This is a genomic window from Devosia sp. LjRoot16, from assembly GCF_964252795.1.
GTDB lineage: Bacteria > Pseudomonadota > Alphaproteobacteria > Rhizobiales > Devosiaceae > Devosia_A.
Genome location: NZ_CAXUPH020000006.1, coordinates 427593 through 451498, shown reverse-complemented (window position 1 = coordinate 451498; position 23906 = coordinate 427593). Strand labels below are relative to the sequence as shown.

General features: G+C 66.0%; 23 protein-coding genes. 14 read left to right on the top strand and 9 right to left on the bottom strand.

Annotated features, from left to right (window positions below):
- The first annotated feature begins 38 nt into the window (after window positions 1-38).
- Complete coding sequence (locus ACSQ23_RS26330; RefSeq protein ID WP_436092420.1) at window positions 39-758, top strand: S24 family peptidase; 720 nt, start codon at window positions 39-41, stop codon at window positions 756-758.
- 257 nt (window positions 759-1015) lie between these two features.
- Here the strand turns inward: ACSQ23_RS26330 and ACSQ23_RS26325 are convergent, their stop codons facing one another.
- Entirely contained in the window at window positions 1016-1264 is a 249-nt protein-coding gene (locus ACSQ23_RS26325; RefSeq protein ID WP_436092419.1) for a hypothetical protein, read from the bottom strand.
- Window positions 1265-1430: 166 nt separating this feature from the next.
- Between ACSQ23_RS26325 and ACSQ23_RS26320 the strand changes: the two genes are divergently transcribed.
- Window positions 1431-1829, top strand: coding sequence for a hypothetical protein (locus ACSQ23_RS26320; RefSeq protein WP_436092418.1), 399 nt, complete (start codon window positions 1431-1433; stop codon window positions 1827-1829).
- Between the two features lie 12 nt (window positions 1830-1841).
- Here ACSQ23_RS26320 and ACSQ23_RS26315 read toward each other — a convergent pair whose 3' ends face one another.
- Complete coding sequence (locus ACSQ23_RS26315) at window positions 1842-2297, bottom strand: PH domain-containing protein (protein ID WP_436092417.1); 456 nt, start codon at window positions 2295-2297, stop codon at window positions 1842-1844.
- Window positions 2298-2875: 578 nt separating this feature from the next.
- On the opposite strand from ACSQ23_RS26315, the gene ACSQ23_RS26310 reads away from it, so the two are divergent.
- The 6 genes from ACSQ23_RS26310 to ACSQ23_RS26285 all read left to right on the top strand — a co-directional run bounded on the left by ACSQ23_RS26310 (window position 2876) and on the right by ACSQ23_RS26285 (window position 9993).
- Window positions 2876-4399 carry a M81 family metallopeptidase gene (locus ACSQ23_RS26310; protein ID WP_436092416.1) on the top strand — a complete coding sequence of 508 codons (1524 nt, stop codon included), beginning with the start codon at window positions 2876-2878 and terminating at the stop codon, window positions 4397-4399.
- A 50-nt stretch (window positions 4400-4449) separates the two neighbouring features.
- On the top strand, window positions 4450-5748 hold the full coding sequence (locus ACSQ23_RS26305; protein ID WP_436092415.1) for an extracellular solute-binding protein: 1299 nt from the start codon (window positions 4450-4452) through the stop codon (window positions 5746-5748).
- Between the two features lie 595 nt (window positions 5749-6343).
- Window positions 6344-7276, top strand: coding sequence for a carbohydrate ABC transporter permease (locus ACSQ23_RS26300; RefSeq protein ID WP_436092414.1), 933 nt, complete (start codon window positions 6344-6346; stop codon window positions 7274-7276).
- The gene (locus ACSQ23_RS26295) at window positions 7277-8146 is read left to right on the top strand and encodes a carbohydrate ABC transporter permease (protein WP_436092413.1); all 870 of its coding nucleotides are present in this window, start codon (window positions 7277-7279) and stop codon (window positions 8144-8146) included. It abuts the gene before it with no gap.
- A 2-nt stretch (window positions 8147-8148) separates the two neighbouring features.
- Entirely contained in the window at window positions 8149-9237 is a 1089-nt protein-coding gene (locus ACSQ23_RS26290) for an ABC transporter ATP-binding protein (RefSeq protein WP_436092412.1), read from the top strand.
- A 6-nt stretch (window positions 9238-9243) separates the two neighbouring features.
- On the top strand, window positions 9244-9993 hold the full coding sequence (locus ACSQ23_RS26285; RefSeq protein WP_436092411.1) for an SDR family NAD(P)-dependent oxidoreductase: 750 nt from the start codon (window positions 9244-9246) through the stop codon (window positions 9991-9993).
- 336 nt (window positions 9994-10329) lie between these two features.
- Here the strand turns inward: ACSQ23_RS26285 and ACSQ23_RS26280 are convergent, their stop codons facing one another.
- On the bottom strand, window positions 10330-11370 hold the full coding sequence (locus ACSQ23_RS26280) for a LacI family DNA-binding transcriptional regulator (RefSeq protein WP_436092410.1): 1041 nt from the start codon (window positions 11368-11370) through the stop codon (window positions 10330-10332).
- Window positions 11371-11631: 261 nt separating this feature from the next.
- Between ACSQ23_RS26280 and ACSQ23_RS26275 the strand changes: the two genes are divergently transcribed.
- From ACSQ23_RS26275 to ACSQ23_RS26265, 3 genes are read left to right on the top strand one after another with little or no spacing between them, the layout of a single operon-like run.
- Window positions 11632-12759 (top strand): aminotransferase class V-fold PLP-dependent enzyme, encoded by a 1128-nt coding sequence (locus ACSQ23_RS26275; protein ID WP_436092457.1) that lies wholly within the window; start codon window positions 11632-11634, stop codon window positions 12757-12759.
- Window positions 12759-13784, top strand: a complete 1026-nt coding sequence (locus ACSQ23_RS26270; RefSeq protein ID WP_436092409.1) for a succinylglutamate desuccinylase/aspartoacylase family protein — start codon at window positions 12759-12761, stop codon at window positions 13782-13784. The genes ACSQ23_RS26275 and ACSQ23_RS26270 overlap by 1 nt, the downstream gene beginning before the upstream one ends.
- A complete protein-coding gene (locus ACSQ23_RS26265; RefSeq protein ID WP_436092408.1) occupies window positions 13771-14493 on the top strand; it encodes an MBL fold metallo-hydrolase in 723 nt (240 codons plus the stop codon). The genes ACSQ23_RS26270 and ACSQ23_RS26265 overlap by 14 nt, the downstream gene beginning before the upstream one ends.
- 370 nt (window positions 14494-14863) lie before the next feature.
- On the opposite strand, the gene ACSQ23_RS26260 is transcribed toward ACSQ23_RS26265, so the two are convergent.
- From ACSQ23_RS26260 to ACSQ23_RS26250, 3 genes are all read right to left on the bottom strand, one after another.
- On the bottom strand, window positions 14864-15868 hold the full coding sequence (locus tag ACSQ23_RS26260; protein ID WP_436092407.1) for a pyridoxal-phosphate dependent enzyme: 1005 nt from the start codon (window positions 15866-15868) through the stop codon (window positions 14864-14866).
- Between the two features lie 117 nt (window positions 15869-15985).
- Complete coding sequence (locus ACSQ23_RS26255; RefSeq protein ID WP_056001875.1) at window positions 15986-16489, bottom strand: RidA family protein; 504 nt, start codon at window positions 16487-16489, stop codon at window positions 15986-15988.
- 100 nt (window positions 16490-16589) lie between these two features.
- The gene (locus tag ACSQ23_RS26250; RefSeq protein WP_056001872.1) at window positions 16590-17360 is read right to left on the bottom strand and encodes an IclR family transcriptional regulator; all 771 of its coding nucleotides are present in this window, start codon (window positions 17358-17360) and stop codon (window positions 16590-16592) included.
- A 193-nt stretch (window positions 17361-17553) separates the two neighbouring features.
- Between ACSQ23_RS26250 and ACSQ23_RS26245 the strand changes: the two genes are divergently transcribed.
- From ACSQ23_RS26245 to ACSQ23_RS26235, 3 genes are read left to right on the top strand one after another with little or no spacing between them, the layout of a single operon-like run.
- Entirely contained in the window at window positions 17554-18513 is a 960-nt protein-coding gene (locus tag ACSQ23_RS26245) for an ABC transporter permease (RefSeq protein ID WP_082533523.1), read from the top strand.
- Window positions 18510-19445 carry a carbohydrate ABC transporter permease gene (locus ACSQ23_RS26240; protein ID WP_436092406.1) on the top strand — a complete coding sequence of 312 codons (936 nt, stop codon included), beginning with the start codon at window positions 18510-18512 and terminating at the stop codon, window positions 19443-19445. Before ACSQ23_RS26245 ends, ACSQ23_RS26240 begins: the two co-directional genes overlap by 4 nt.
- A gap of 46 nt (window positions 19446-19491) precedes the next feature.
- On the top strand, window positions 19492-21024 hold the full coding sequence (locus tag ACSQ23_RS26235; RefSeq protein WP_436092405.1) for a DUF3502 domain-containing protein: 1533 nt from the start codon (window positions 19492-19494) through the stop codon (window positions 21022-21024).
- 61 nt (window positions 21025-21085) lie between these two features.
- Here ACSQ23_RS26235 and ACSQ23_RS26230 read toward each other — a convergent pair whose 3' ends face one another.
- The 3 genes from ACSQ23_RS26230 to ACSQ23_RS26220 all read right to left on the bottom strand — a co-directional run bounded on the left by ACSQ23_RS26230 (window position 21086) and on the right by ACSQ23_RS26220 (window position 23847).
- Entirely contained in the window at window positions 21086-22045 is a 960-nt protein-coding gene (locus ACSQ23_RS26230; RefSeq protein ID WP_436092404.1) for a class 1 fructose-bisphosphatase, read from the bottom strand.
- A gap of 87 nt (window positions 22046-22132) precedes the next feature.
- Window positions 22133-22918 (bottom strand): SDR family oxidoreductase, encoded by a 786-nt coding sequence (locus ACSQ23_RS26225; RefSeq protein WP_436092403.1) that lies wholly within the window; start codon window positions 22916-22918, stop codon window positions 22133-22135.
- The gene (locus ACSQ23_RS26220) at window positions 22915-23847 is read right to left on the bottom strand and encodes a dihydrodipicolinate synthase family protein (protein ID WP_436092402.1); all 933 of its coding nucleotides are present in this window, start codon (window positions 23845-23847) and stop codon (window positions 22915-22917) included. Before ACSQ23_RS26220 ends, ACSQ23_RS26225 begins: the two co-directional genes overlap by 4 nt.
- Window positions 23848-23906 lie beyond the last annotated feature (59 nt).

Sequence of the window (23906 nt, the reverse complement as noted above, 5' to 3'; positions counted from 1 at the left end):
CACGATGCATTTGTGCACAGAGGTGCTAGGTTATGCACATGGCAGAACCCAACCAGCTCGCCGTCGAGTATGTGCGCCACGTGCTCGGCGTCACCGGCCTGTCGCCGACGGGCCTGGCGCTCAGGGCCGGCATTTCATCGACCACGCTGACCCGGCCGCTGAACTCGGCCGACTACAAGTTCGCGCTCACCAACACCACGCTCAGCAAGATCGAGGCGGCCACCGGCATCGCCTATCTGAGCTTTGCCGCCGCCCACCGCACCGACCAGATGCCGCCCGGATCCGAAGCACCGGCCCAGCCCCGCACCGCCGGCCAGCCGGTGCGCTACGTGCCGGGCGAGCAGGTGGTGCTGAGTGGCCGGCGTAACCTGTTGCCGGTGTTTTCGGGCGCCATGGGCGGCGATGGGAAGCTCATCGTCAGTTCCGATTTCGTCGACCACATGGCCATGCCCGCGGCGCTCGAGGGGGTGCAGGGCGCCTATGGGCTGATCGTCGATGGCAGCTCGATGAACCCCGAATTCTGGGAAGGCGACATCGCCTGGATCAACCCGCATCTGAAGCCGGCGCGCGGCCGCAACCACGTCTTCTTCCACACCCCGCCCGGCGGCGAAGATGCCGAAGCCATCATCAAGCGGCTCAACGGCTGGAACGATCGCGAGTGGCAACTCGAGCAGTGGAACCCGGCCAAGCAGTTCACGGAGTCGCGCCGCATCTGGCCGATCTGCCACCGCGTGGTGGGCAAATACGAGGCGCCATAGGGCAGGGGCCCCGGCCGGTCGTCAGGTCGGGATCCAGCCCCAGCCTTGATGCCCACCTCCCCCTTGACGGGGGAGGCAAGCGAAGCTTGGGAGCGCCAGCGACCTAGCGCAGCTCGGAGGGGGTGCACAGCAGGCGCCAACCATCGTGCCTCCCACGACCCCCTCTCTTGCGAAAACTAAGGGCTTAGCGTTTGCTAAGTCCTGGAAATCGTAAGAGAGGGGGTGCGGAGCCACAATGCTCCGAGGATACATCTCCCTCAAGCCGCCGCCTCAGCCAGCAACTCATCCGACACCGCCCCCAGCCGGCAGATGATCTCCGCATCCTGCCACTCACCGGTCGCCGGGTCGCCGCTGCGCGAAAACGCCACCGCCGCCATGCGGTCGGCCATCAGCCGCTCGCACAGCGCCAGGGCATAGCGCGCATTGGGCACCTCGCGGCTTTCCTCGGGGATCGGATAGCCGTTCTTCCCCGCCACAAACCCCTGCACGACGTAATACGTCACCATCCCCCGCAATCCCCTAAAGTTCACTGTTTGTTCACATTCAAACACCAGCTCCGCGACGGAGTCGAGTCGGTCTCGTGACTGCAGCGTGATGTGCATTCGTGCATGGCGTCGCTTGACGATAATTGTGCATTAATGCATCGTCATGCCATCGCACCTGGAGCTGGCAATGACCTCCTACCTGATCGAGCGCGGCCCTTACCCCATCGCCGCCGAAACCATCCGCACCGCCCTCGGCCTCAAAACCACCGCCCTCGACCTCCTCATCACCGCCGGCATCACCTCGATCTGCGCAATGAGCGTCCGCCCCGTCACCCGCGAAATCTGGGATGTCACGGTCGACGACGACCCAGCGACCTTCGGCGTCCCCCTCTCGATCAGCGCCCCCCGCGAAACCACCGCCGACCGCCGGCTGGTGCGGCGGGTCGAGTACGTGGCGGACGATTTCGCGGTGGCGAAGGCACGGGAGCGGGTGGAGCGCTGGTGCCGCAACCAGCATGAGGTGGCGCTGGCGCTGTTGGCGGAGCGGGAGGGGCAGGGGGCGGCGGAGCTGGCGGAGGTGGCTTGAGGGGGGCGTCCCCTACCGCACCACAATCGAACTCCTCAGCGCGATCGGGTCCGCGATGAAATGCAGCCCCTCGATCCCCGACCCGGTCCCCCGCACCACGATTGAGCCATAGCCGAAAATCCGCCCGAGGATGGATTGGTCGACAATGACCGACTCGACCTTTTCCATGTTCATCTCGCCGGTCTGCCGGCGGATGAGGCCGCGTTTCTGGATAACGCGGCGGCTGGTGACGGCGATTTCGGTGGTCATCTGTTCGATCCAGGCGCCGGCGAGGCTCCAGAGGCCGAACAGCATGACGATCGCGCCGACGATGGCAAAGGCGGTGCTGATGCCAGGGCCGACCGGCGCGAGAATCAGGATCAGCCCGATGGCGGCGAGGATCAGGCCGCGCAGATAAACGATCCAGTGCATGCGGCCGATGGCCAGCACCTGCTCATCGGGTTTCAGCACGCTTTCGACATAGCCCATCTCAGAGGCACCTTCCGCTAGCAACGGCTATCCCGCGCACCGCGCTTTGGGGGCAGGCGCTCGCTCGACTCAACCTGCGCCGGGCTTTTCGGCGACGATAGGTCGTGTTCCCTAATATCGGGCCAAGGGCAAGTCGGATGCCGTTGCGTTCGTGAAGGTGGCGAGCGCGGGTTGGTCGACGTCAACCAAAAGGCTGACGCATGCTGCATTCGCGTCAACGCATAGGTTGACGCCGGCAGTCGGAGGGGCGTGCGGCCCGTTGGGCCGTTGCGTGGACGCAGGAGGCTGGGAGCCGAGCTGGTACCGGCCCGACATCCACGGCCTCGGCGGTGGTGGCGGCAGCTGCCGCGGTCTTCAGACAGCGGATCATTCCCTAGTCCCTTGATGTGCTTGGCAGCCCCGGTTTCCGGCCGGTTCGCTGCCTCTGAAACAGGCTGTGCAACGCTACTGCATCCGGATGCAGAAGGCTATTGCATCCGGATGCAATTGTTGCTTATCTTGCTCTCGCCGGATCGGTCGGCGGCCTCGCGGGGAGGGCGCAGCGACCAAACCGGCCAGGAATCTAACGGGGTCTCTCGATGTTCAGGGTGTTGTTCCTCGAATGCATGCAGGAGGTATCCTCGTTCAACCCGGTGCAGTCGGGCTACGAGAACTTCCGCATCGATCGGGGCAACTCGATGCTGAGCCAGCGCGGGCTCAACACCGCCATCGGCGGGGCGCTTTCGGTGCTCGAGGCGGACCCCGAGGTCACCGTGGTGCCGGGCTATGGCGCCCGCTCCGACAGCGCCGGCCCTCTGTCGGCCGCCGGCTGGCAGCGGCTCAGTTCCGAGCTGCTCGGGGTGGTCGATCGCCATGCCGATGTCGATGCGGTGCTGGTGTCGCTGCATGGGGCGATGGCCGCGATCGGCGAGCTCGACCCGGAAGGCGCGCTGCTCAGCGAAATCCGCCGCCGGGTAGGGCCCGAGACGCCGATCGTCATGTCGCTCGATCTGCATGGCATCGTCACTGCCAAGATGATCGAGGCGGTGAACGGGCTCGCCATCTATTACACCTATCCGCACCGCGATTTCGCCGATACCGGCGCCCGCGCGGCCCGGGTGCTGCTGAAGCTCTTGCGCGAGCGGCCGGCGACCACCATCGTCCGGGTGACCATCCCGGCGCTGGTGCGTGGGCACGAGCTGGTCACCGATACCGGCATTTATGGCGAATACCTGCGGGAGTGCCTGGCGCTTGAACAAAGCGGCGCGGCGATCGCCGCGGGGGTGATGATCGGCAACCCGTTCACCGATGTGCCCGAGCTCTGCAGCCAGGTGCTGGTTATGACCGATCGCGACCCGGCCGAGGCGGTCAAAACAGCCGAGCGGATCGCCGCGGCATTCTGGGCCGAGCGCAACCGCATGCAGGCGCACCTGACGCCGCTCAGCGAAGCGATTGCCGGCGCCGAGGCGATCACCGATGGCACGGTGCTGTTTTCCGATGCGGCCGACGCGCCGTCATCGGGCTCGAGCGGGGATTCCAACCTCCTGATCCAGGGCCTGCGCGATGCTGGTTACAGCCGAAAGGTGCTGGCGCAGATCGTCGATGCCGGTGCCGCGGCGGCGGCGCACCAGGCCGGAGTGGGGGCAACCATCGAGGTGAACCTCGGTGGGGCGCTCGACCGCAAGCGCTTCAGCCCGATGCGGGTCGTGGCGCGGGTCAAGCTGCTCTCCGATGGGGAATCGCGGCTCGAAACCATGGGCATTCCGTTGAGCGCCGGTCCATCAGCGGTGCTGACCTTCGACAATTTCACCGTGGTGGTGTTCAGCCGTTCGCTCAGCCTGTTCGACCGCGCCATGTACTATTCCAATGGCATCGATCCGGTGGATTACGACCTCGTCGTGGTGAAGTCGCCGCATACCGAACACCACATGTACGAGGCCTGGGTCAGGCGCAACTTCATCGTCGATGTGGCGGGCTCCACCTCGGCCAACCTGCCGACACTCGGCCATACGATCTGCGCGCGGCCGATGTTCCCGCTCGATCCCGAAGTGCCGTTCACGCCTCGCGCCACACTGTTCCATTCACGCCTATCCACCGCGGCAGCACGCGCTGCTGCCCAGTGATCATCTACCGGCCCTTGGGGGGCCGCCAGCGACTACAGGGAGAACCACAAATGTCTAAGATGAAGACCTGGTTTGACGTGCATCGCCTTCGCCTCAGCCACGCGGTGCTGCCCGCCGCAGTGCTGGCCACCGGGCTCGCCGGCATCGCGCCGGCCGTGGCGCAGAGTTTCAGCTTCTCGGTGATGGCCTCGGGCACCTATGACAAGGCGGCGGCGGACCTGGCGCCGGCTTTCGAAGCCAAAACCGGGGTGAAGACCACGGTGGCGGCGTTCCCCTGGGCGATCCTCAGGCAGAACAACATCACCGACGTGCTCACCGGCACCAACCAATATCAGGTGATGAGCGGCGGCTTCTACCTCGTGGATATCTATCCGCATTTCGTGCCGCTGGCCGAGATGATCAAGGCGGATAACCTCGCTGACGGGATGATCCCCGGGCTGATGGATCCGGGCCGGTCGGAATATTTCAACGGCCAGCAGATCGGCTTTCCCTACGGCACCGACGTCTATGGTGTGATGGTCAATGACGAGATGCTGAAGACCGCCGGGGTGACCGGCGAGTTCAAGACCTGGGCCGATTTCGTCGCCGCCTGTCCGACGATCGAGGCGGCTTTGCCCGATGTGGCCTGCTTCTCGCACCCGACGGGCAGCCCGGAGCAGATCAGCGCCTTTTTCACCGGCGCCTATGACGGCACCTATATCAAGGGCGGCAAGTACGAGCTCGATACGACCAAGGCCGTCGAGGTGGGCAAGTTGATTGCCGAGCTCTGGAAGCACCTGCCCAAGCAGGGCAACGCCATGTCGTTCGACGAAGCCAACGCGGCGTTCCGCGACGGCAAGGCGGCGATGCTGGTGACCTGGCCTTCCTTCGCCAACAAGTTCCTCGATGAGGATACCAGCCCCTTGAAGGGCAAGTGGCACCAGGTGTCGTTCCCCGGGCCGGGCTATCCGCAGCTCAGCCAGTGGCAGCTGTTCATGGTCGATACGGCGCCCGACAAGGCGGTGGCCTGGGACTGGATCAAGACCTTTGCCGGCCCGGAAAACGCGGCGGCCAATTACAAGAAATATGGCATCGGCTCGCCCTGGAAGGCGCTCTATGACGATCCGGAGCTGAAGGCGGCCCATACCCACGATTGGCCGGCCAAGCTCGCCGACCTGCCACGGGCGCAGAACCCGGTACTATCAGGGGAGGCGTTGGATTTCCTCAACAACACGCTGCAGGATGTCGCCAACGGCCGCGTCTCGGCAGAAGACGGCATCGCCAGCATCAACCAGGCCTGGGCCAACTTCCCGGTCCCGGCAACGCTGCTGGAAGTTGCCGGGAGCGTTGGAGCGGTGGCGGCGGAGTAGGGCATTTCACGGGTGGCTGCCCCACCCACGTGTCACCCCGGCGAAGGCCGGGGCCCAGCCCGAGATAGTGAGGATCGGCGCAAGAGCCGAAGCATCTCAGGATGGATCCCGGCCTGCGCCGGGATGACGGTGGTGGGTGGGGCAGGGCCCTGTGGTGGATTGATCTGTGATCGTGCCCACCCACCGGCTGTCATCCCTGCGAAAGCAGGGACCCATTTCTCCACTTGCGCCGGCTGCGAGTTGGGTCCCAGCTTTCGCTGGGATGACACCGAGTTTTGGGTGGGTGCGGTGGGTCAGTTCCACCACTGCGCCGCCATCGGCAGTGACTTGGGGACGCGGCCGCTGGTGGGCGAGAACTTGGCCCACCCACCGGCTGTCATCCCAGCGAAAGCTGGGACCCATTTCTCCACTTGCGCCGGCTGCGAGTTGGGTCCCAGCTTTCGCTGGGATGACACCGAGTTTGGGGTGAGTGCGGCGGGTCTATTCGACCAAACGCGCCGCCACCAGCGGTGGGTTGAGGGCGCCGCCGGTGGCCCCGAAAGATCCAAGCGCGGAGGCACCTGCCTCCGCGTCACAATTCAGAGCAGGGCAGGGTATGTGGGTTTCGCGGATGGTTTGGGGCTTTGCCGATTGGCTCGAGAGTAAGGTCGGCGAGCGCGGCATTCTGATCGCCTTCATCGTGCCGGCAGTGGCGATCGTCGTGGTGGCGCAGTTCTATCCGCTGCTCTACTCGTTCTACATTTCGCTGGTTGATTGGACGCTGTCGCGCTCCACCGAGCCGGGCGATTTCGTCGGGCTCGCCAACTACACCAAGATGGCCAGCGACAGCGTGCTGATCCAGGCCGTGGGCCGCACCATCTGGTTCGGGCTCGCCAGCACCGCGGCGCAGATCGTTCTCGGCTTCATTCTTGCCTACCTGACCATGGGCGAGACCCTGGCGTTGCGTGTCGCCCGCACCATCCTCATTCTCCCCATGGTGATCGCGCCGGTGGCAGTCGGCACGATCTGGCGGATGATGCTCAGCGCCAGGGTGGGGCCGGTCAACCAGGTGCTGCGCAACCTCGGCATCCCCACCCCCGACTGGCTGGGCGATCCGACGCTCGCCATGGTCTCCATCGTCATCATCGATGTGTGGGAATGGACGCCGTTCGTCTTCGTGATCTTTGCGGCGGCTTTGTCGTCGCTGCCCTCGGAAGTCTTGAAGGCGGCCGAGGTCGATGGCGCGACGCCCTGGCAGATCCTCCGCATGGTGATCCTGCCAATGCTGGCGCCGGTGGGGCTCCTGGTGGTGATGTTCCGGCTGCTCGATGCGCTGTTGACGCTCGATATCGTCTTTACCACCACCTTCGGCGGGCCGGGCTTTGCCACCCACACGCTCAGCTTCTGGATCTACCAGCAGGGCCTGCGCTACTTCAACATCAGCTATGCCGCGGCGATTTCCTGGGCTTCGCTGATCGGCTGCATGCTGCTGGTCGCGGGGCTCCTCGTCTGGCGGGCGCGGATTTCGCGCTGGCAGAAGGAGGCCTGAATGGCGGCACACCTCTCGCATGCCGCAACGAGCGGCTTCGGCCCGATCGGCCGCCGCCTGCTGGTGGTCGGCATCATCATTCTGGCGCTGCTGATAACGCTGGCGCCGTTCTTCGTCCTCTTCGGCAACAGTCTTCGGCCAGCCGATGAGTTCCTCTCGGACAAATCCGGGTTGTGGCCCAGCCAGCTGACCTTCGAGTATTACGCGGCGGTGCTGAGCGCCAATGGCACGACGTTCAGGATCCTCCTCAACTCGGTGATCGTCACCGCGGCGACCACGGTCATCGCGGTCTCCACCGGCTGCCTCGTTGCTTATGGGCTGGCCCGGCTGAAGCTGCCGTTCCGGCTCTCGACCATTATCGGGCTCACCTTCCTGATCGTCAGGTTCTACCCAAAGATCACCATTGCCATTCCGTACTTCGTCCTGATGCGCGATTTCGGCCTGCGCGATACCTATGCGGCGGTGGTCATCGCCCATGTCAGCATGACGCTGCCGATCGTGGTGTGGCTGATGCTGGCGTTCTTCGAGGATTTTCCGAAGCAACTCGAGCAATCGGCGATGATGGATGGCTGCGGCATCCTTCGGCGGTTCTTCTCGATCGTCCTGCCGCTGACCGTGCCGGCCATCGCCACGGCGGCGCTGCTCACCGCGTTCTTTTCGTGGAACGAGTTCCTCTTCGCCTCCGCCGTCGGGCCGCTCAACGCCAAGACGCTGCCGGTCGAAATCTCCGGCTTCATCACCGACAAGGGCACCGTCTGGGGGCCGATGTCGGCCATGGGCACGGTCATCGTGCTGCCGGTCATGGTGCTCGCGCTCATCGCTCAACGCTATCTCGTCCGCGGTCTCACCGCCGGCGCCGTCAAAGGCTGAAAATGGCAGGTTTGATCCTCTCCAACGTCTGGAAGAAGTTCGGTTCGGTGGTCGCGGTGCAGGCGCTCGACCTCGAAATCCGCGATCGCGAATTCGTGTCGTTCCTCGGCCCCTCAGGCTGCGGCAAGACCACGACGCTCAACATGATCGCCGGGCTCGAAACCCCGAGCGAAGGCCAGATCCTGATGGATGGCCTCGATGTCACCAAGGTGCCGCCGCGGCTCAGGAATTTCGCCATGGTGTTCCAGGGTTATGCGCTCTATCCGCACATGACGGTGGCCGACAATATCGGCTTCGCACTGAAGGTGAGGAACCTCGACAAGGCGGAGATTGCGAAGCGGGTTGCCGACGCGGCCGAGCGGCTCGAGCTCAAGGAAGTCCTCGGCCGCTATCCGCGTCAGCTCTCGGGCGGGCAGCGCCAGCGCGTGGCGCTGGGGCGGGCGTTCGTGCGCGACCCGCACGTGTTCCTGCTCGACGAGCCGCTGAGCAATCTCGATGCGGTGCTCAGGGTGCAGACCCGGGTGGAATTGAAGCGGCTGTTTGCCGATCTCGATACCACCGCGGTCTATGTGACGCATGACCAGGCCGAGGCGATGACGATGAGCGATCGCATCGCGGTGTTCCGCCACGGTGTGCTGCAGCAGTTCGCCAGCCCGCTCGATATCTACCGCAACCCGGCCAACCGGTTCGTCGCCACCTTTGTCGGCAGCCCGCCAATGTCGGTGGTTGAAGCAACGCTCGGCGACGACAACCAGCTGCGGGCCTTCGGCACCAGCCTCGCGCTGCCCGAAACGGTGCTGGGGAAACTCAAGGTGGGGAAGAGCTATGACCTCGGCCTCAGGGCAGAGGATCTGGTGCTGGCGCCCGATGGGCAGCTGAAAATGCGGGTCGATCTGGTCGAGCACCTCGGCGCCCAGACCATCGTTCATCTCTCCTCGTCGCAGGGCCGGCTGATCGCGCAATCGAGCCCGACCGAACCGGCCAAGGCCGGCGACATGGTCGGCATCCGGCTCGACCCGGCCGGGCTTTACCTGTTTGACCGGCAGAGCGGGGCGGCTATCGTCACGCCAGGTCTGATCCGGCAGAACTGAGGGAACATGGGACGGCTCGACGGCTTAGCGGCGATCGTCACCGGCGCCGCCGGCGGCATCGGCAGCGCCATCGCGGCGCGGTTCCGGGCCGAGGGCGCGCGGGTGGTCGGCCTCGATGCGAAGCGGGCCGACGGGCTCGACGGGTTCGTCGCCTGCGACGTGGCGGATGGCGCGGCGGTGGACGCTGCTGTGGCGGAGGCGGTGGCGCTGTTGGGCGGCCGGCTCGATATCGTCGTCACCGCGGCGGCGCTGACCGGCGGCCGTGCAGCATTTCCCGATGTGAGCGATGACGAGTGGCAGCGCTATATCGACGTCAATCTGAGCGGCAGCTTTTATGCCTGCCGGGCGGCGGCGCGGGCGATGATATCAGGCGGCCGCGGTGGTTCGATCATCACCATCGGCTCGATCAACGCGCTGGCCGCAGAAGCGGGGGCACTGGCTTATGTGGCGTCGAAAGGCGGGGTCGGCATGCTGACCAAGGCCATGGCGGTCGATCTGGCCCGCCACCGCATCCGCGCCAACATGATCGCCCCTGGCCCGGTGACCGTGCCGCGCAACCGCGAACTGTTCGAGACGGCGGGGTTCCGCCGCGGGTTTGCAGCGACCATCCCGATGGGCGCGGCGGCCGAAGCAGCGGATGTCGCCAATGCGGCGGTGTACCTGGCGGAACCGGGGTCGGCGATGGTGACGGGGACGACGCTGGTGGTCGATGGCGGCATGCTGGCCCGGGTGCCGACGTTTGGCGGAGACGACTGAAGCTGGCAGTCGTGCTGGAGGGCACAGTTGCTGCCCAATACTCGGTGTCATCCCAGCGAAAGCTGGGACCCAACTATCAGCTGGCGCAGGCTGTGAAATGGGTCCCAGCTTTCGCTGGGATGACAGCCGGTGGGTGGGGAGGTTTCGTGCCTTCTACCGGCCGTGCCACAGCGCCCCCTCGCCCCTTTGGGGAGAGGGCTGGGGTGAGGGGCGCCAAGCGCGCCGGACCAGGCAGATCAGCTGACAGCCGCTCATCCGGTGTGCTTGGCTACCCCTCACCCTGACCCTCTCCCCAGAGGGGAGAGGGGACGTGGGCGGCACCGGCAGTGCCAGACGCTACCGCCCCCGAGCCCGCACCGATTTCCGCTGTACCAGCGTCCCCGGCAGCAGCGCCGAGTGCTCCGCCGTTACCGGCTCGCCATCGCGTCGGGTCAGCAATCGCACTGCGGCTTCGATCATCGGCTCGACCGGCTGGGCGAAGGTGGTGAGCTCATAGGTCGGCCACCCCGCCAGCGGGATGTTGTCGAAGCCGACCACCGAGATATCCTGCGGCACCGAGAGCCCCAGCCCGAAGCGGAGCGCATCCATGCCGCCCAGCGCCATGATGTCGTCGGCGAAAAAGATCGCGTCGGGGCGGGTGCGGCCCAGTTCGAGCGCTGCGGCATAGCCGCCTTCATAGGTATATTCGCCGGTATCGAGCCGGCCGAACAGCGGTACACCCAGTTCTTCGAGCCCCAGGGCGAAGCCGCGGCCGCGCGCTACGGAGGTGGCCGAGTGTGGGTGGCCGCCGACAAAGGCCGGGCGCTTGTGGCCCATCTGCACCAAATGCTGCGCCACGGCGCGGCCGCCTGCTTCGTTGTCGCAGGAGACGCTGGGCAGGTCGAGTTCGGGGATGGTGTAGCTGAAGGGCAGCACCAGCCGGCCGGCATCGGCCCAGCGGCGCGCCATCTCAGCCGAAATGGTGCCGGTCATCACGACGATCGCATCGACATTATATTGCAGCAGCAGCGGCAGCTGGCTGTCGATCTGCTGGCCGGAGGGGACGCTGAACAGCAGCGTCTGCAGCCCCATCTGCTGCAGCCGGCGCGCCAGCGGCTGCAGGATCGAAACGTAGAACGGGTTGGTCATGTTGGCGGTGACGATGCCGACAATGCCGCTCCGCCGCGTGGTCAGCGAGCGGGCGATGACATTGGGCTGGTAGCCCAGCTCGCGCGCCGCCTCGAGCACCTTGGCGCGCATCTTGGGGGAGATGGTGGCGCCCTCCGAGAATGCGCGCGAGATGGTCGATTGCGAGATGCCGAGCGCCTTGGCGAGTTCGCGCCCGGTCAGCGGCGCACGCCGGCCGGCATCACTCTCGTCCGCGCTGTCATCCGTCATCGAATAATCCTTGGGTGGCCGCCGCTGCATACCGATGCAGGGACGTTTACAGCATGCTGCCGGCAACCACCAGAGACGGGGCCGAGGCACGTGCCCGAGCCCCCGGAAAAATCCCCGCGGGAGCAACGTGGTTCAATGTTGCATCCGGATGCAGCCTGATGTTTGATGGGGCCAGCGACGGACTGAGGAGACCGGGTTTTGACGACAGACGATATCGTGGCGCGCTGGGGCCTGAGGCCAGTGATCAACGTCTCGGGCACCATGACGGTGATCGGCGCTTCGAGCGCCCGGCCGGAGGTGATCGACGCGGTGAGCGCGATCCTGCCGCGCTTCGTCGAAATCGATGCGTTGCAGCAGGTGGCGAGCCGCACCATCGCGCGGCTCTGCGGCGCCGAGGCGGGGTTCGTCACGGCCTCCACTGCGGCGGGGATTACGCTGGCCGTGGCCGGAGCGATGACCGGCCTCGACCGCGCTGCCATCGCCCGGCTGCCCGACGCCTCCGGCCTGAAATACGAGGTGGCTGTCATGGCCGGGCACCTCATTTCCTATGGCGCACCGGTCGAGCAGGCGGTGCGGCTTGCCGGGGCGGAAGTGGTCAGCGTGGGGCAGGCGACCTCGGTCGCCGAATATGAACTCGAAGCGGCGCTCACCGAGCGGACGGCGGCGGCGCTTTACGTGATCTCGCACCATGCGGTGCAATACGGCATGCTCTCACTCAGGCGGTTCAGCGAAATTGCCCATGCGCACGGGGTGCCGGTCATCGTCGATGCGGCGGCCGAATATGGGCTCAGGCGCTTCATCGCGGAGGGGGCGGATATCGCGCTCTATTCGGCGCACAAGTTCTTGCGGGCGCCGACGGCGGGGATCGTTGCCGGCCGGCGTGACCTGGTGCGGGCGGCATACCTGCAGAATGGCGGTATCGGGCGCGGCATGAAGGTGGGCAAGGAAGGCATTGCCGGCACCATCGTGGCGCTCGAGGCCTGGGAGACCACCGACCACGCGGCGCAGCGCGCGGCCGAGGCGCAGCTTCTCGCCCTGTGGCAGGCGGCGCTCGCCGGGCGGCCCGGCGTCACTGCCAGCATCGTTGCCGACCCGACCGGCAATCCGGTGGATCGGCTGAGGGTCAGCATCGACCCGGCGTTGGCAAAGACCACGGCGTGGAACCTCACCAGCCGGCTCGCGGCGGGCGCGCCGTCGATCGCGGTGCGGGCCGAGGCGCTGGCGCATGGCTATTTCGAGCTCGACCCGTGCAACCTCGACGCGGCTGAAGCGAAGATCGTCGCCGAGCAACTGGTGGCGGCGCTCGAGGCCAGCCTTGGCGGCGGCGTGCCGATGACTTCCTATGCCGAATGGTTCTCGGCACGCGAGAGCGAGATCTGGGATATCTGATGAGCAGCACACAGCAGCGGGTGGTGAGCACCCGCCTCAGCACCGACGTGGCGTTCGACGGGGCGGGCAAGCGCCACGGTTATATCCGCCTGCCGCAATCGACCCACGATTCCGCCTATGGCTTTGTGCCGATCCCGCTGGTGGTGATATCGGGCCGGTCGGGGCCGACGACGCTGCTCACCGCCGGCAACCATGGCGACGAATATGAGGGCGAGGTGGCGCTCAGCAATCTCTGCCGCAACCTCGATCCCGCAGATCTCGCCGGGCGGCTGATCATCCTGCCGACGCTGAACCAGCCGGCGGCAGTGGCCGGGCGGCGGGTGTCGCCGCTCGATGGCGGAAACCTCAACCGGGCCTTTCCGGGCGATCCGGGCGGCGGAGCAACGGCGCAGATCGCCAATTATGTCGAGCAGGTGCTGATGCCGCTCTGCGATACCGTCTGCGACATGCATTCGGGCGGCAGCTCGCTGCATTACGTGCCCTCGGTGGTGACGGCGCGCTGGGCGGATGCCGAACGTTTCGAACAGTCGCTGGCGCTGGTCCGGGCGTTCGGCGCCCCGGCGGCTTATGTGCTCGATCCGCCCGGATCGGACGATCCGACGCTGCTCGGCGCCGCCGGCCGCAAGGGCAAGCTGTTCCTCGGCACCGAGCTGGGTGGTTCGGGCTCGCTGAGCGCCACAACGCTCGGCATCGCCGAGGCCGGGTTGCGGCGCTTGCTGGCGCATCTGGGGCACCTGCCGGACGATGACACGCCTGGGCATGAGACACGCATCCTCGTGGTCGGCGGGGCGGATTACTTCGTCTATGTCGATGATGACGGGGTGTTCGAGCCGCTGGTCGAACTCGGCGACGAAGTGAGCGCCGGGCAGCCGGCGGCGCGGCTGCATTTCCCGGAGCGGCCGTGGCTCACACCGCTGGAACTGAACTTCCAGCGCGGCGGCATGGTGCTGTGCAAGCGGGTGCCGGCGCGGGTGAAACGCGGCGATTGCCTGTTCCATATCGGCACCGATCATGAACCTCGATGACGACCTGCACCTCTTGATGAGCGGCGGGCTGGGGTTCGACCTCACCGATCCGCTCGATTGCAATGTCTACCTGGTGCGCTCAGGCGATGGCTGGCTGATGTTCGATGCCGGGGCAGGGCGGAGCGCCGCTGCCGTGCTCGACGGGTTGGATGGCATTACGATCAAGGCACTGTTCCTGACGCATGGGCATGCCGACCACTCGGCCGGCGCTGCGGCGGTGCGCCGACGGCTGGGCCTGCCGGTGCTGGCCGGCGCTGCCACGGCCAGGATGGTCACGGCAGGCGACGAGGCGGCGATCAGCCTGCTAGCGGCGAAGGCGGCTGGTGGCTATCCGGCGGATTTCGCCTATGCGGCGTGCCCGGTTGACCGGGTGCTTGATGATGGGGAGCAGGTGGCGTTCGACGGGGTGACGGTGACCGCGGTGGCGACGCCGGGGCATAGCCATGATCACATGAGCTATCTGGTCGATACCGGCACCCGGCGGATGCTGGTGTCGGGGGACGCGCTGTTCCACGGCGGCAGGGTCGGGGTGCAGGACGTCTACGATTGCAGCGTGCCCGCGATCTGCGCCTCGGTGCGGCGGCTAGCGGGGCTGGAGTTCGAGGTGCTGCTGCCGGGGCACGGGGCATTTTCGTTGCGGGACGGGCGGAGACATGCGGCGGCGGCGCTGCGGTATGTCGAGCGGATGGCGTGTCCGCCTTCGATTTAGGGGCTGACGCCGGAGCGGGCAGTTGGCGCCCCTCTCCCCTGAGGGGAGAGGGCAAGTGGAGCTAGGACCGAAGGTCCGTAGCGGAACTAAGGTGAGGGGTTCAGCTTCTCAGCGAGCGCGTGTTGAGACGCTTCACCCCTCGTCCGGCGCTTCGCGCCACCTTCTCCCTCGGGAGGCGCTATTGCGCCCCCTTGGAGGGGAGAAGCGACCGAGCTACGTCGTTTGGGCAGTTCGCTTCCCACCCACCGGCTGTCATCCCAGCGAAAGCTGGGACCCATTTCACCGCCCGCACCAGCCGAGAGTTGGGTCCCAGCTTTCGCTGGGATGACACCGAGGATGGGGAGATTGAAGTGGGTCCGATCGCTCGCCCTCAGTACCCAAACTCCCCCACATGCGCGAACAGCCCCGGCAACCCGCCCGTATGCACGAATACCAGCGTATCCGTCGGCTTGAACTCCCCGCTCCGGATCGCAGCGATCATGCCGGCCGCGGCCTTGCCGGTGTAGGTCGGCTCCAACAACACCCCCTCGGTGCGGGCGAAGAGTTCAATGGCTTCGATCACCGCGCGCGTCGCCGGCAGGCTGAAATCGGCGCGCTGGCTGTCGTCGATGGCAAAATCCGCCTCGCCGATGCGCCGGTCAATGCCTAGCAGCTCGGCGCATTTGTTGGCGTAGGCGACGGCGTGCGCTTTGCTCTGGTCGTGCGGCGAAGCCACCGAGACGCCGGTGATGCCCAACTGCTGGTCTAGCGTCCGCAACCCGAGCACCAGCCCGGCGGTGGTGGGGGCGGCGCCGGTGGCGAGGAACAGGTGGGTGGGCTCGCGGTCGAGGTCGGCGAACTGGGCAGTCAGCTCCTCGGCGGCCGAGACATAGGCGGCGGTGCCGAGCGTCCCGGTCTTTCCCGGATGGTAGACCAGGTAGGGCCGGTGCCCGGCGGCCGCCGCCTCGTCGCAGAGCCGGTTGAGCTCGGCGACCAGCGCCGGATCGAAGCGGTCGGCGATCGGCGTCGTGTGCACCTGGGCGCCGAGGATCTCGAACAGGAAGCGGTTGCCGGTGAGTTCTCGCGGCCCCGTCACCCCGGTGAGCAAGAGGATCGGCTGCATCCCCAGCCGGTTGGCGCCGGCGGCGAGCTCGCGCAGCTTGTTGGATTGCTCGCCGGCCGAGGCGATCACCGCGGTGGCGCCCGCTGCCCGTGCGTCGCCAAGCACGAACTCGAAGATCCGGGTTTTGCTGCCGCCGACCGACAGCCCGCTGAGATCGTCGCGCTTGATCAGGATCTGCGGCCCGCCCAGCGCGGCGCTGAGGCGCGGAGCCGGCTCGAGCGGCGTCGGAAAATGGCCAAGGGCGGCGCGCGGCAGATGATCGACAAGTCCCATAGTCCCTCCGGCAGTCTAGATCCTTTCACCGTTCAAGTGAAACGGCGAAAGGATCTAAGTTGTTGATTTCGTCGCGCTTTCGAACCGGAAAAGTCTGCAACTTTTCCTGAAAGCGCTCTAGTCTACGGCAACGATGGCTTCGATTTCGACGGTGATCAGCCGGGGCAGCGAATTGACCCCGATGGCGGTGCGCGAGTGCGCGCCGGGCTCGCCGAACACCTCGAAGAACAGGTCCGAGCAGCCATCGATCACCCGGGAATGCTCGGCGAAATCCGCGGTCGAGTTGACCATGCCGAACAGTTTGACGATGCGGCGCACCCGGCGCAGGTCGCCCACCGCCTCATGCAGCACCGAGATCAGGTTCAGGCCGGTAAGCCGCGCATGCCGATAGGCCTCGGCCGAGCTGACATCGTCGCCGACCTTGCCGGTATAGAGCCGCCCGCCTGCCTCGGTCGGGCCCTGGCCCGACAGGAAGATCATGTCGCCCTCGCGCGTCGCCGGCCGGAAATTGGCGATCGGCGTCGGCGATAGCGGCAGCGTCAGCCCCAGCGCCGCCAGCCGGGCATAGGGATCGCCGGCGAGGCCTTGGGGCAGGGCGGCGGAAAGAGGCTCGTTGGTCATTGCGGGTCCGAAGCGATCGTCATGGCAAAGCCACGATAGAGCGACGCTGCATCCGGATGCAACAGCATTCTTGCATCCGGATGCAGGATGCGGCAGCGCCTCAGCCGAGCCCCATGCTGATGCGGTCGGCGGTGGCGAGAGCGGTGGCGAGGACCAGTTGCTCGTATTCGGCGTCGCGGCCGGCGAGAAACGGGATACTGACGGCGGCGACAACGTCGCCGGAGCGATCGCGGATCGGCGCGGCGTAGGAGTTGACCGAGGCGCTGAACTCGCCATGGTCGCGCGCCCAGCCCTGTTCGCGCACCCGCGACAGTTCTTCCTCCAGCGCTTCCGGCTCGATGAGGGTGCGTTCGTTGTAGAGGGTCAGCGGCCGCGAATAGATGCGCTGGCGTTCGGCCTCGGGCAGGAAGGCGAAGAGCGCCTTGCTGCTGCCGCCGGCATGGATCGGCAGCTGCTCGCCGACCCTCGCATGCAGCGCGTGCTGCTTGGTGCCGGGGGCGACAGCGACGACCAGCACATGGCCGCGATCGTAGATCGAGATCTTCGCCGTCTCCCCGAGCGAGCGCGCCACGAAATCGAGATGCGGCTGCGCCGCCTTGGCGACCTGCCCGCCGGATGGCATGCCGACGGCGTCGGCCAGCGACAGCAGGCGGCTGCCCAGCACGTAATCGGAATTCTCGAGCTGACGGACCAGCCCATGCGCGGTCAGCGAGTTGAGGATGCGGTAGACGGTCGAGCGCGTCACCCCCGACTGTTCGACCAGGCGCTTGAGGCCCAGCCCGTTCGGGGCCCGCTCCAGTTGCTGCAGAATGGCCATCATCCGTTCGATCGCCGGATTGCGGTTCTGCGCCTCGATCTCCGCCTCACGCATGGCTTGACATCCTGTCCGTTTGGTCGGCACGGTTATCATCTGATACCAAGAGTTTCAAATAAGAAACTGCGGTGTTAGGCGGTTCCAGTGCTTCGGGGAGGGGGCTAGTGAGCTATCGTCGAATCCTGCGCGCCATTGGCTATGCGTGCGCACCCTTGGCGTGCGTGCCCTTGGCGCGACGGCAGCACGACCGATGACCGTCACCAAACCCAGGGCTGGCCGCGCCGGCTCGCGCCGGCATGGCTTGTCGTCGCGCGACAGCCTGGTGCTGCTGCTGCTGGCGTTGCCCGGCATCGCCTGGTTCCTGGTGTTTGCTTACGGCCCGATGGTTGGTCTGGTGGTGGCGTTCAAGGCCTTCAACATTCGCGACGGCATCTTCGGCAGCCCATGGAACGGGCTCGCCAATTTCCGCTACTTCCTGATGAGCGGCGACGCCGCGACCATCGTCTTCAACACGGTGTTTTTGAACGCGCTGTTTCTCGGCGCGTCGCTGTTCGCCGGGCTCGTGCTGGCGCTGATGCTCAACGAGATCCGCGGCGGCCCCTATCGGCGCTTCATGCAGTCGGTGATCTTCTTTCCGTATTTCGTCTCGCCCATCGTCATTTCCATCATGCTGCAGGTAATCCTCTCCGGCGTCGGCGGGCGCGGCGGCCTCGTCAACAACCTGTTGAGCGTCGTCGATCTGCCGCAGGTCAGCTGGTACACCGAAGCCGGCGCCTGGCCGTGGATCCTCACCATCGTCAAGGTGTGGCAACTGGGCGGCTACACCTCGGTGATTTTCCTCGCTGCCATCACCTCGATCTCCGAGGAGGTCTATGAGGCCGCGGCGATTGATGGGGCAAGCCGCTGGCGCATGGCGCTGTCGATCACCGTGCCGCTGCTGCTGCCGACCTTCGCGGTGCTGGTGGTGCTCGGCGTCGGCCGCATGTTCTTCGGCGATTTCGCCACCATCTACGCCATCGTCCAGGACAATGGCGTGCTGTTCCCGACCACCGACGTCATCGACACTTACGTCTTCCGCTCGCTGCGGATGATCGGCGATTTCGGCACCACGGCCGCCATCGGCCTGTTCCAGTCGGTGGTCGGCTTCGTTTTCGTGGCGGCGGCGGTGCTGGTGCAGCGCCGCTTCCACAAAGAAAGCAGCATCCTGTGAGTGCCATCGATCAGGATAGTGCTGGGGCCGCGGCGAACGTCGGCGCGCAACCGGTTCGGAAGGCCGCCCGCCGACGGATGGAGCCGTTCGCGGCCGTCAGCTACGTCACCGTCACGCTGTTCGGGCTGTTCTGCCTGGTGCCGCTCTGGATGATCGTAGCGGGCTCCTTGACCGACGAGTCGGTGCTCGGCCTCAACGGCTATAGCCTGTTCCCGCAGCCCTTCTCGCTGCGGGCCTACGAGCTGCTGTTCACCGGGCAATCGCTGCTCAACGGCTATGTCGCTTCGCTGTTCATCACCGTGGTCGGCACGATCCTCTCGATCTCGTGTACCGCCTCGATCGCCTGGGTCATTGCCCGGCGGCTGCCGTTCATCAGCCGTCCGCTGACCATCTTTGCCTATGTGCCGATGCTGTTCAACGGTGGCCTGGTGCCGTTCTACCTGCTGGTGACGCAGGTACTGAACCTCACCAACAGCTGGTTCGCCATGATCCTGCCGCTGATGCTGGCGCCCTTCCTGATCTTCGTGACGGTGAGCTTCTTCCGGCAGATGCCGGAGGAAATCCTCGATGCGGCCCGCATCGATGGGGCCGGCGAATTGCGCATCTTCTTCCAGATCGTCTTGCCGCTGTCGAAGCCGATCCTCGCGGTGCTCGGGCTGTTCTACGCCGTCACCTACTGGAACGAGTGGTTCACCGGCCTCCTCTTCCTCTCCGATCCGGACAAGTTCCCGCTGCAGCTGATCCTGCAGAACCTCATCTCCAACGTGACCAATGCGGCCAGCCTGCCGAGCTCGGCCGGGGCGGCAATGGCGCCCGTCTACCAGCTGCGCTTCGCCATGACGGTGCTCACCGTCGGCCCCATTCTGCTCGCCTACCCATTCGCACAACGCTTCTTCGTCAAGGGCATCACCCTTGGCGCCACCAAGGGGTGACGGCGGCACCTGAGCCCGTCGCACAAATGAGGAGGAGACGACCAACATGAGACTCACGCGCAGACACTTCATGGCCCTCAGCGGGGCCGCCGGCATGGCCACGGCCTTTTCGGGCCTGTCGCCGGCATTCGGCGCCAGTTCGGGCACCTCGGTGGCCTTGCTGCCCTCGCAGGCGCCGGCCAACTGGAAGGCCGTGCTCGACAAGGCCAATGCCAAGCTCATGGAGGAGCATGGCTTTACCTTCGATGCGCAGTTCATCAACTGGAGTAACTACGGCCAGCAGTCGCTGCTGAAATTCACCGCCGGCGCCCAGTTCGACACGGCGCTGCAAGCCCTGTGGCTCAACATGGCCCAGCTGCAGCAGAGCGGCGCCCTCGCCGACCTGACCGGGCAGATCGACAAGTGGCCCAACCTCAAAAAGCAGATCGCGCCCAAACTGATCGAAGCCAATTCCTGGGGCGGCAAGCTGTGGGGCATCCCGCAGGTCAACAGCGCCGGCCGCATCCAGCACTTCGGCATCCGGCAGGATCTGGCAGAGAAGTACGGTTTCGCCGAAATCAACGATTTCCAGACGCTCGAGAAGTTCTTCTACGCCATCAAGGAGAAGGAATCGGGGGTCACGCCGTTTGCCCTCGCGTCGCAGACCGGCTGGCAGACGGCGGTGGCGACCCCCACCGGCATGTTCAACGAGTACTCGTGGGAAAATCCCTACACCATGCAGTACTCGCTGGCGGGGTCAGGCCTGCGCTTCTACTTCGACAAGGATGCGGCAACGACCGGCTCGTCGCGGCCGATCCCCTGGTGGGACGATGCCGGCACCGTCGAGGCGCTGCGCAAGATTCGCCAGTACTACCAGGATGGCATCATCAACGCCGACGCGCTCAACGTCGACCAGGCGACGATCGAGAGCCAGTTTGGGGCCGGCCGGTTCGCGGGCCTCTGGTCGATGACCGATGGCCTCCAATCCAACCGGCTGGCTGGATTGAAGCGCGCCGTTCCGACCGCGGCCCTGGGCCAGGTTCTGCCGTTTGGCGGGCCGCTGGGCGGCGTCAAGCCGGTGCAGACCTTCCAGGCCGACAACATGATCGTGGTCAATGCCAATGGCGGCGATGTCGATCGCGCCATGGCGCTGCAGGATTGGTTCTCGGTGCAGGAGAACCACGATCTGGTCGGCCTCGGTATCGAGGGTACGGACTGGAAGGCGGTTGGCGACAACAGCTTCGAGCAGCTCAGCACCTATAGCTTCCCCAGCTATGCCATCCTGTGGCGGGCAGGGCTCGAGCGCCTCACCTCGTCGATGACCGAGTCCGAAAAGAAGGTGTTCGGCTGGGCGCAGAACTACGACAACTTCACCTCCGATACCTTTGCCTCGTTCATCGCCGACGTGACCCCGGTCAAGGAAGCCGCGGCGCAGATGAACAACGTGATGACGCAGTACGCCAACCCGCTGTTCTACGGGGTCGGCGACGTGGATGCCGGGCTCGACAAGCTGAAGAAGGCCGCCGACGCGGCCGGCCTCGACGTGATCATGACCGAGCTGACCAAGCAGGGCGACGCTTACCTCAAGTCGCGCACCTAGAACGCCCGGCTGGCAGAGCTATCGCGGAGAGCGCCAGCGGCGCCCTCCGCAACCGGCTCCGTTAGTCCGCGACATAGCCGACATACTCGTCGACCTGCCGCTTCGACCCCAGCACCACCGAGATCCGTTGGTGAATATCGCTCGGAGCAACAGCGAGCAGGTCGAGCTGGCCGGTGGTGGCGCCGCCGCCGGCCGTTATGACGATCAGGCTCATCGGGTTGGCTTCGTAGAGCAGCCGCAGCCGGCCGCCGTGCTTGGCGGTTTCGCTGTCGGATGGGTAGAGAAAGATGCCGCCGCGGCTGAGGATGCGCAGCACCTCGGCCACCATCGAGCCGACCCAGCGCATATTATGGCGCTGGCCCAGCGGCCCGAGCTCGCCGATGAGGCAATCGGCGATATAGCGCCGGGTGCCCTCGTTCCAAAACCGCTCGCGACTGGTATTGATCGAGAATTCCGGCATGTCCTCGGGGATCCGGATGTCGGCCTCGACGAGATGGAACTCGCTGCCCGACAGCACGAACAGCTCGACCGTTTCCCCGAAGGTCAGCACCAGCGAGGTCGCTGGGCCATAGGCCACGAAACCCGCGGCGCGCTGGGCGCCGCCGGGCTGCAGGAGGTGGGCTTCGGCGGTGGCGGGGATGATCGAAAAGATCGAACCGACGGTGACGTTGACGTCGAGGTTTGAGGAGCCGTCCAGAGGATCGAACAGCAACCCGTGTGTTCCCCCTGCGGCGAGCCGGATGGGATGGTCTTCCTCTTCGGATACCGCCCAGGCGATGGCCGGGTTGGCGCGACAACGCTCGAGAAAGATGCGGTTCGCCTCGATATCGAGGGGCTTTTGCGCTTCACCCTGGACGTTGGTCGTCCCGGTGGTGCCTGATAGCCCGGCGATCGGGGCGGTGCGCAGCACATGGGCGAGTTCGGCCGAGGCCGCAGCGACATCGGCGACGATCGAGGCGGCGTCGGCCAGTTCCGGGTTGGTCGCGATTTGGGCGAGATAGGCGGTGAGGGTGGTGCTCATTCATCTGCCACGTTGGGAAACCGGCACGACGCTAGCGTGCAGGGCCCCCACGCGACGAGATAGACATTGTGCGATTGGCGGTTCGGCCTACACCGAACGGATCATGCCGCCATCGACGCGGATCTTGGCGCCGGTGAGGTAGCCGGCGCGGTCGCTGGCGAGGAAGGTGACGACGTCGGCCAGCTCCTCCGGCTTGCCGTACCGGCCGGCGGGGATGGTGGCGAGCGAGGCCTTGCGTACCTCTTCGAGGCTGAGGTTCTGGCGCTTGGCGGCGGCTTCGTCGAGCTGGTCGACCCGGTCGGTGTGGACGCGGCCGGTGACGATGATGTTGACGGTGACATTGTCGGCTGCCACTTCGCCGGCGAGAGTCTTGGACCAGCCCAGCACCGCGGCGCGCAGGCCGTTGGAAATGGCGAGGCGGGGGATCGGGGATTCGATGCCCGACGAGGTCAGCGTGACGATGCGGCCCCACTTGCGCTCGACCATTTTGGGCAGCAGGGCCTGGGTGATCTCGATGAGGCTCAGCACCATGGCGTCAAAGCCGCCGGCCCAGGCTTCGGGCGCGGTGGAGCGGGCCTCGCCGGGGGCGGGGCCGCCGGTATTGTTGATGAGGATATCGACACCATCAGCCGCCAGTACCTGCTGCAGCAGCGCGTCGCGGCTCGCCTTGTCGGTAAGATCGAGCGGCAGGGCGGTGATGCGGCCGGTGGCGCCGGGGTCGAGCGCCTGGTTGAGCGCCGTGATCTCGGCGACGCTGCGCGAGGCGCCGATGACTTGCGCCCCCTCATTGGCAAGCGAAACGGCGATGGCGGCGCCGAGGCCCTTGCTGGCGCCGAGCACCAGGGCCTTCTTGTTTTCGAGCCCGAGTTTCATGCGCCGATCTCCTTGAGGCGTTTGGTTTGGGCGCTGAGCAGCCGCTCGACATCGGCGATATCGAGAGCCGAGAGCGCCGGACGCGGCTTCCTGAGGGCGCCCGATTTGATGACGCCGCGCTTCGCCAGCACATATTTGCGCGCCGCGAGGCCGAGGCCCTGCTGCTGCTCGTAACGGGCGAGCGGCAGATAGGCTGCAAACAGTTCGGCGGCGCGCTCGAGGTTGCCGGCCACATGCTCGCGCACCACGCCGACCATCATTTCGGGGTAGCAGAAGCCGGTCATCGCGCCATCGGCGCCGCGGCCCATCTCCTCGGGCAGGAACAGCCCGCCATTGCCGCAAAGGATCGAGATGCGGCGGGTTTCGCCCTTATCGGAGGAGGCGCGCAAGGCAGTGATTTTGCTCAGCCCCGGCCAATCCTCGTGCTTCAGCATCACGCAGTTGGGCACATCCTTGATGATCCGGTCGATCACCTTGGGCACGATCGTGACATTGGTGGTGAGCGGATAATCCTGCAGCACGAAGGGCGTGTCGCCGAGCGCCTCGCCCACCGACTGGTAGAAGCCATAGGCCTGGTCGTCGGTCTTGATGGTCCAGGGCGGCGCCACCATGACACCGGCGGCGCCTTCGCCCATCACGGCGGTGGCGAGCTCCTGCATCGGCGCGAGGCCGGGGGCGGAGACGCCGACCACCACCGGCAGGCGGCCATCGAGCCGGCGCAGCACCCGCTCGACGACGAGCTTTGATTCCTCGGCAGTGAGTTTCGGTGCTTCGCCCAGTTGTCCGAGCACCGTCAGCCCGTCGACGCCGGCCTGTTCGTAGAAATCCACCATGCGATCGACGCTTTCGAGGTCGAGCGCGCCGTTCTCCTCGAACGGGGTCACCGCGATCACGTATACGCCGCGCGCCGCTTCGGTCAGTCTGGTCATCCTCAATCTCCGGTCAGTCCAGCGGGGGAAGGTGATGCGAGCTTCGATCCCCGGGACAA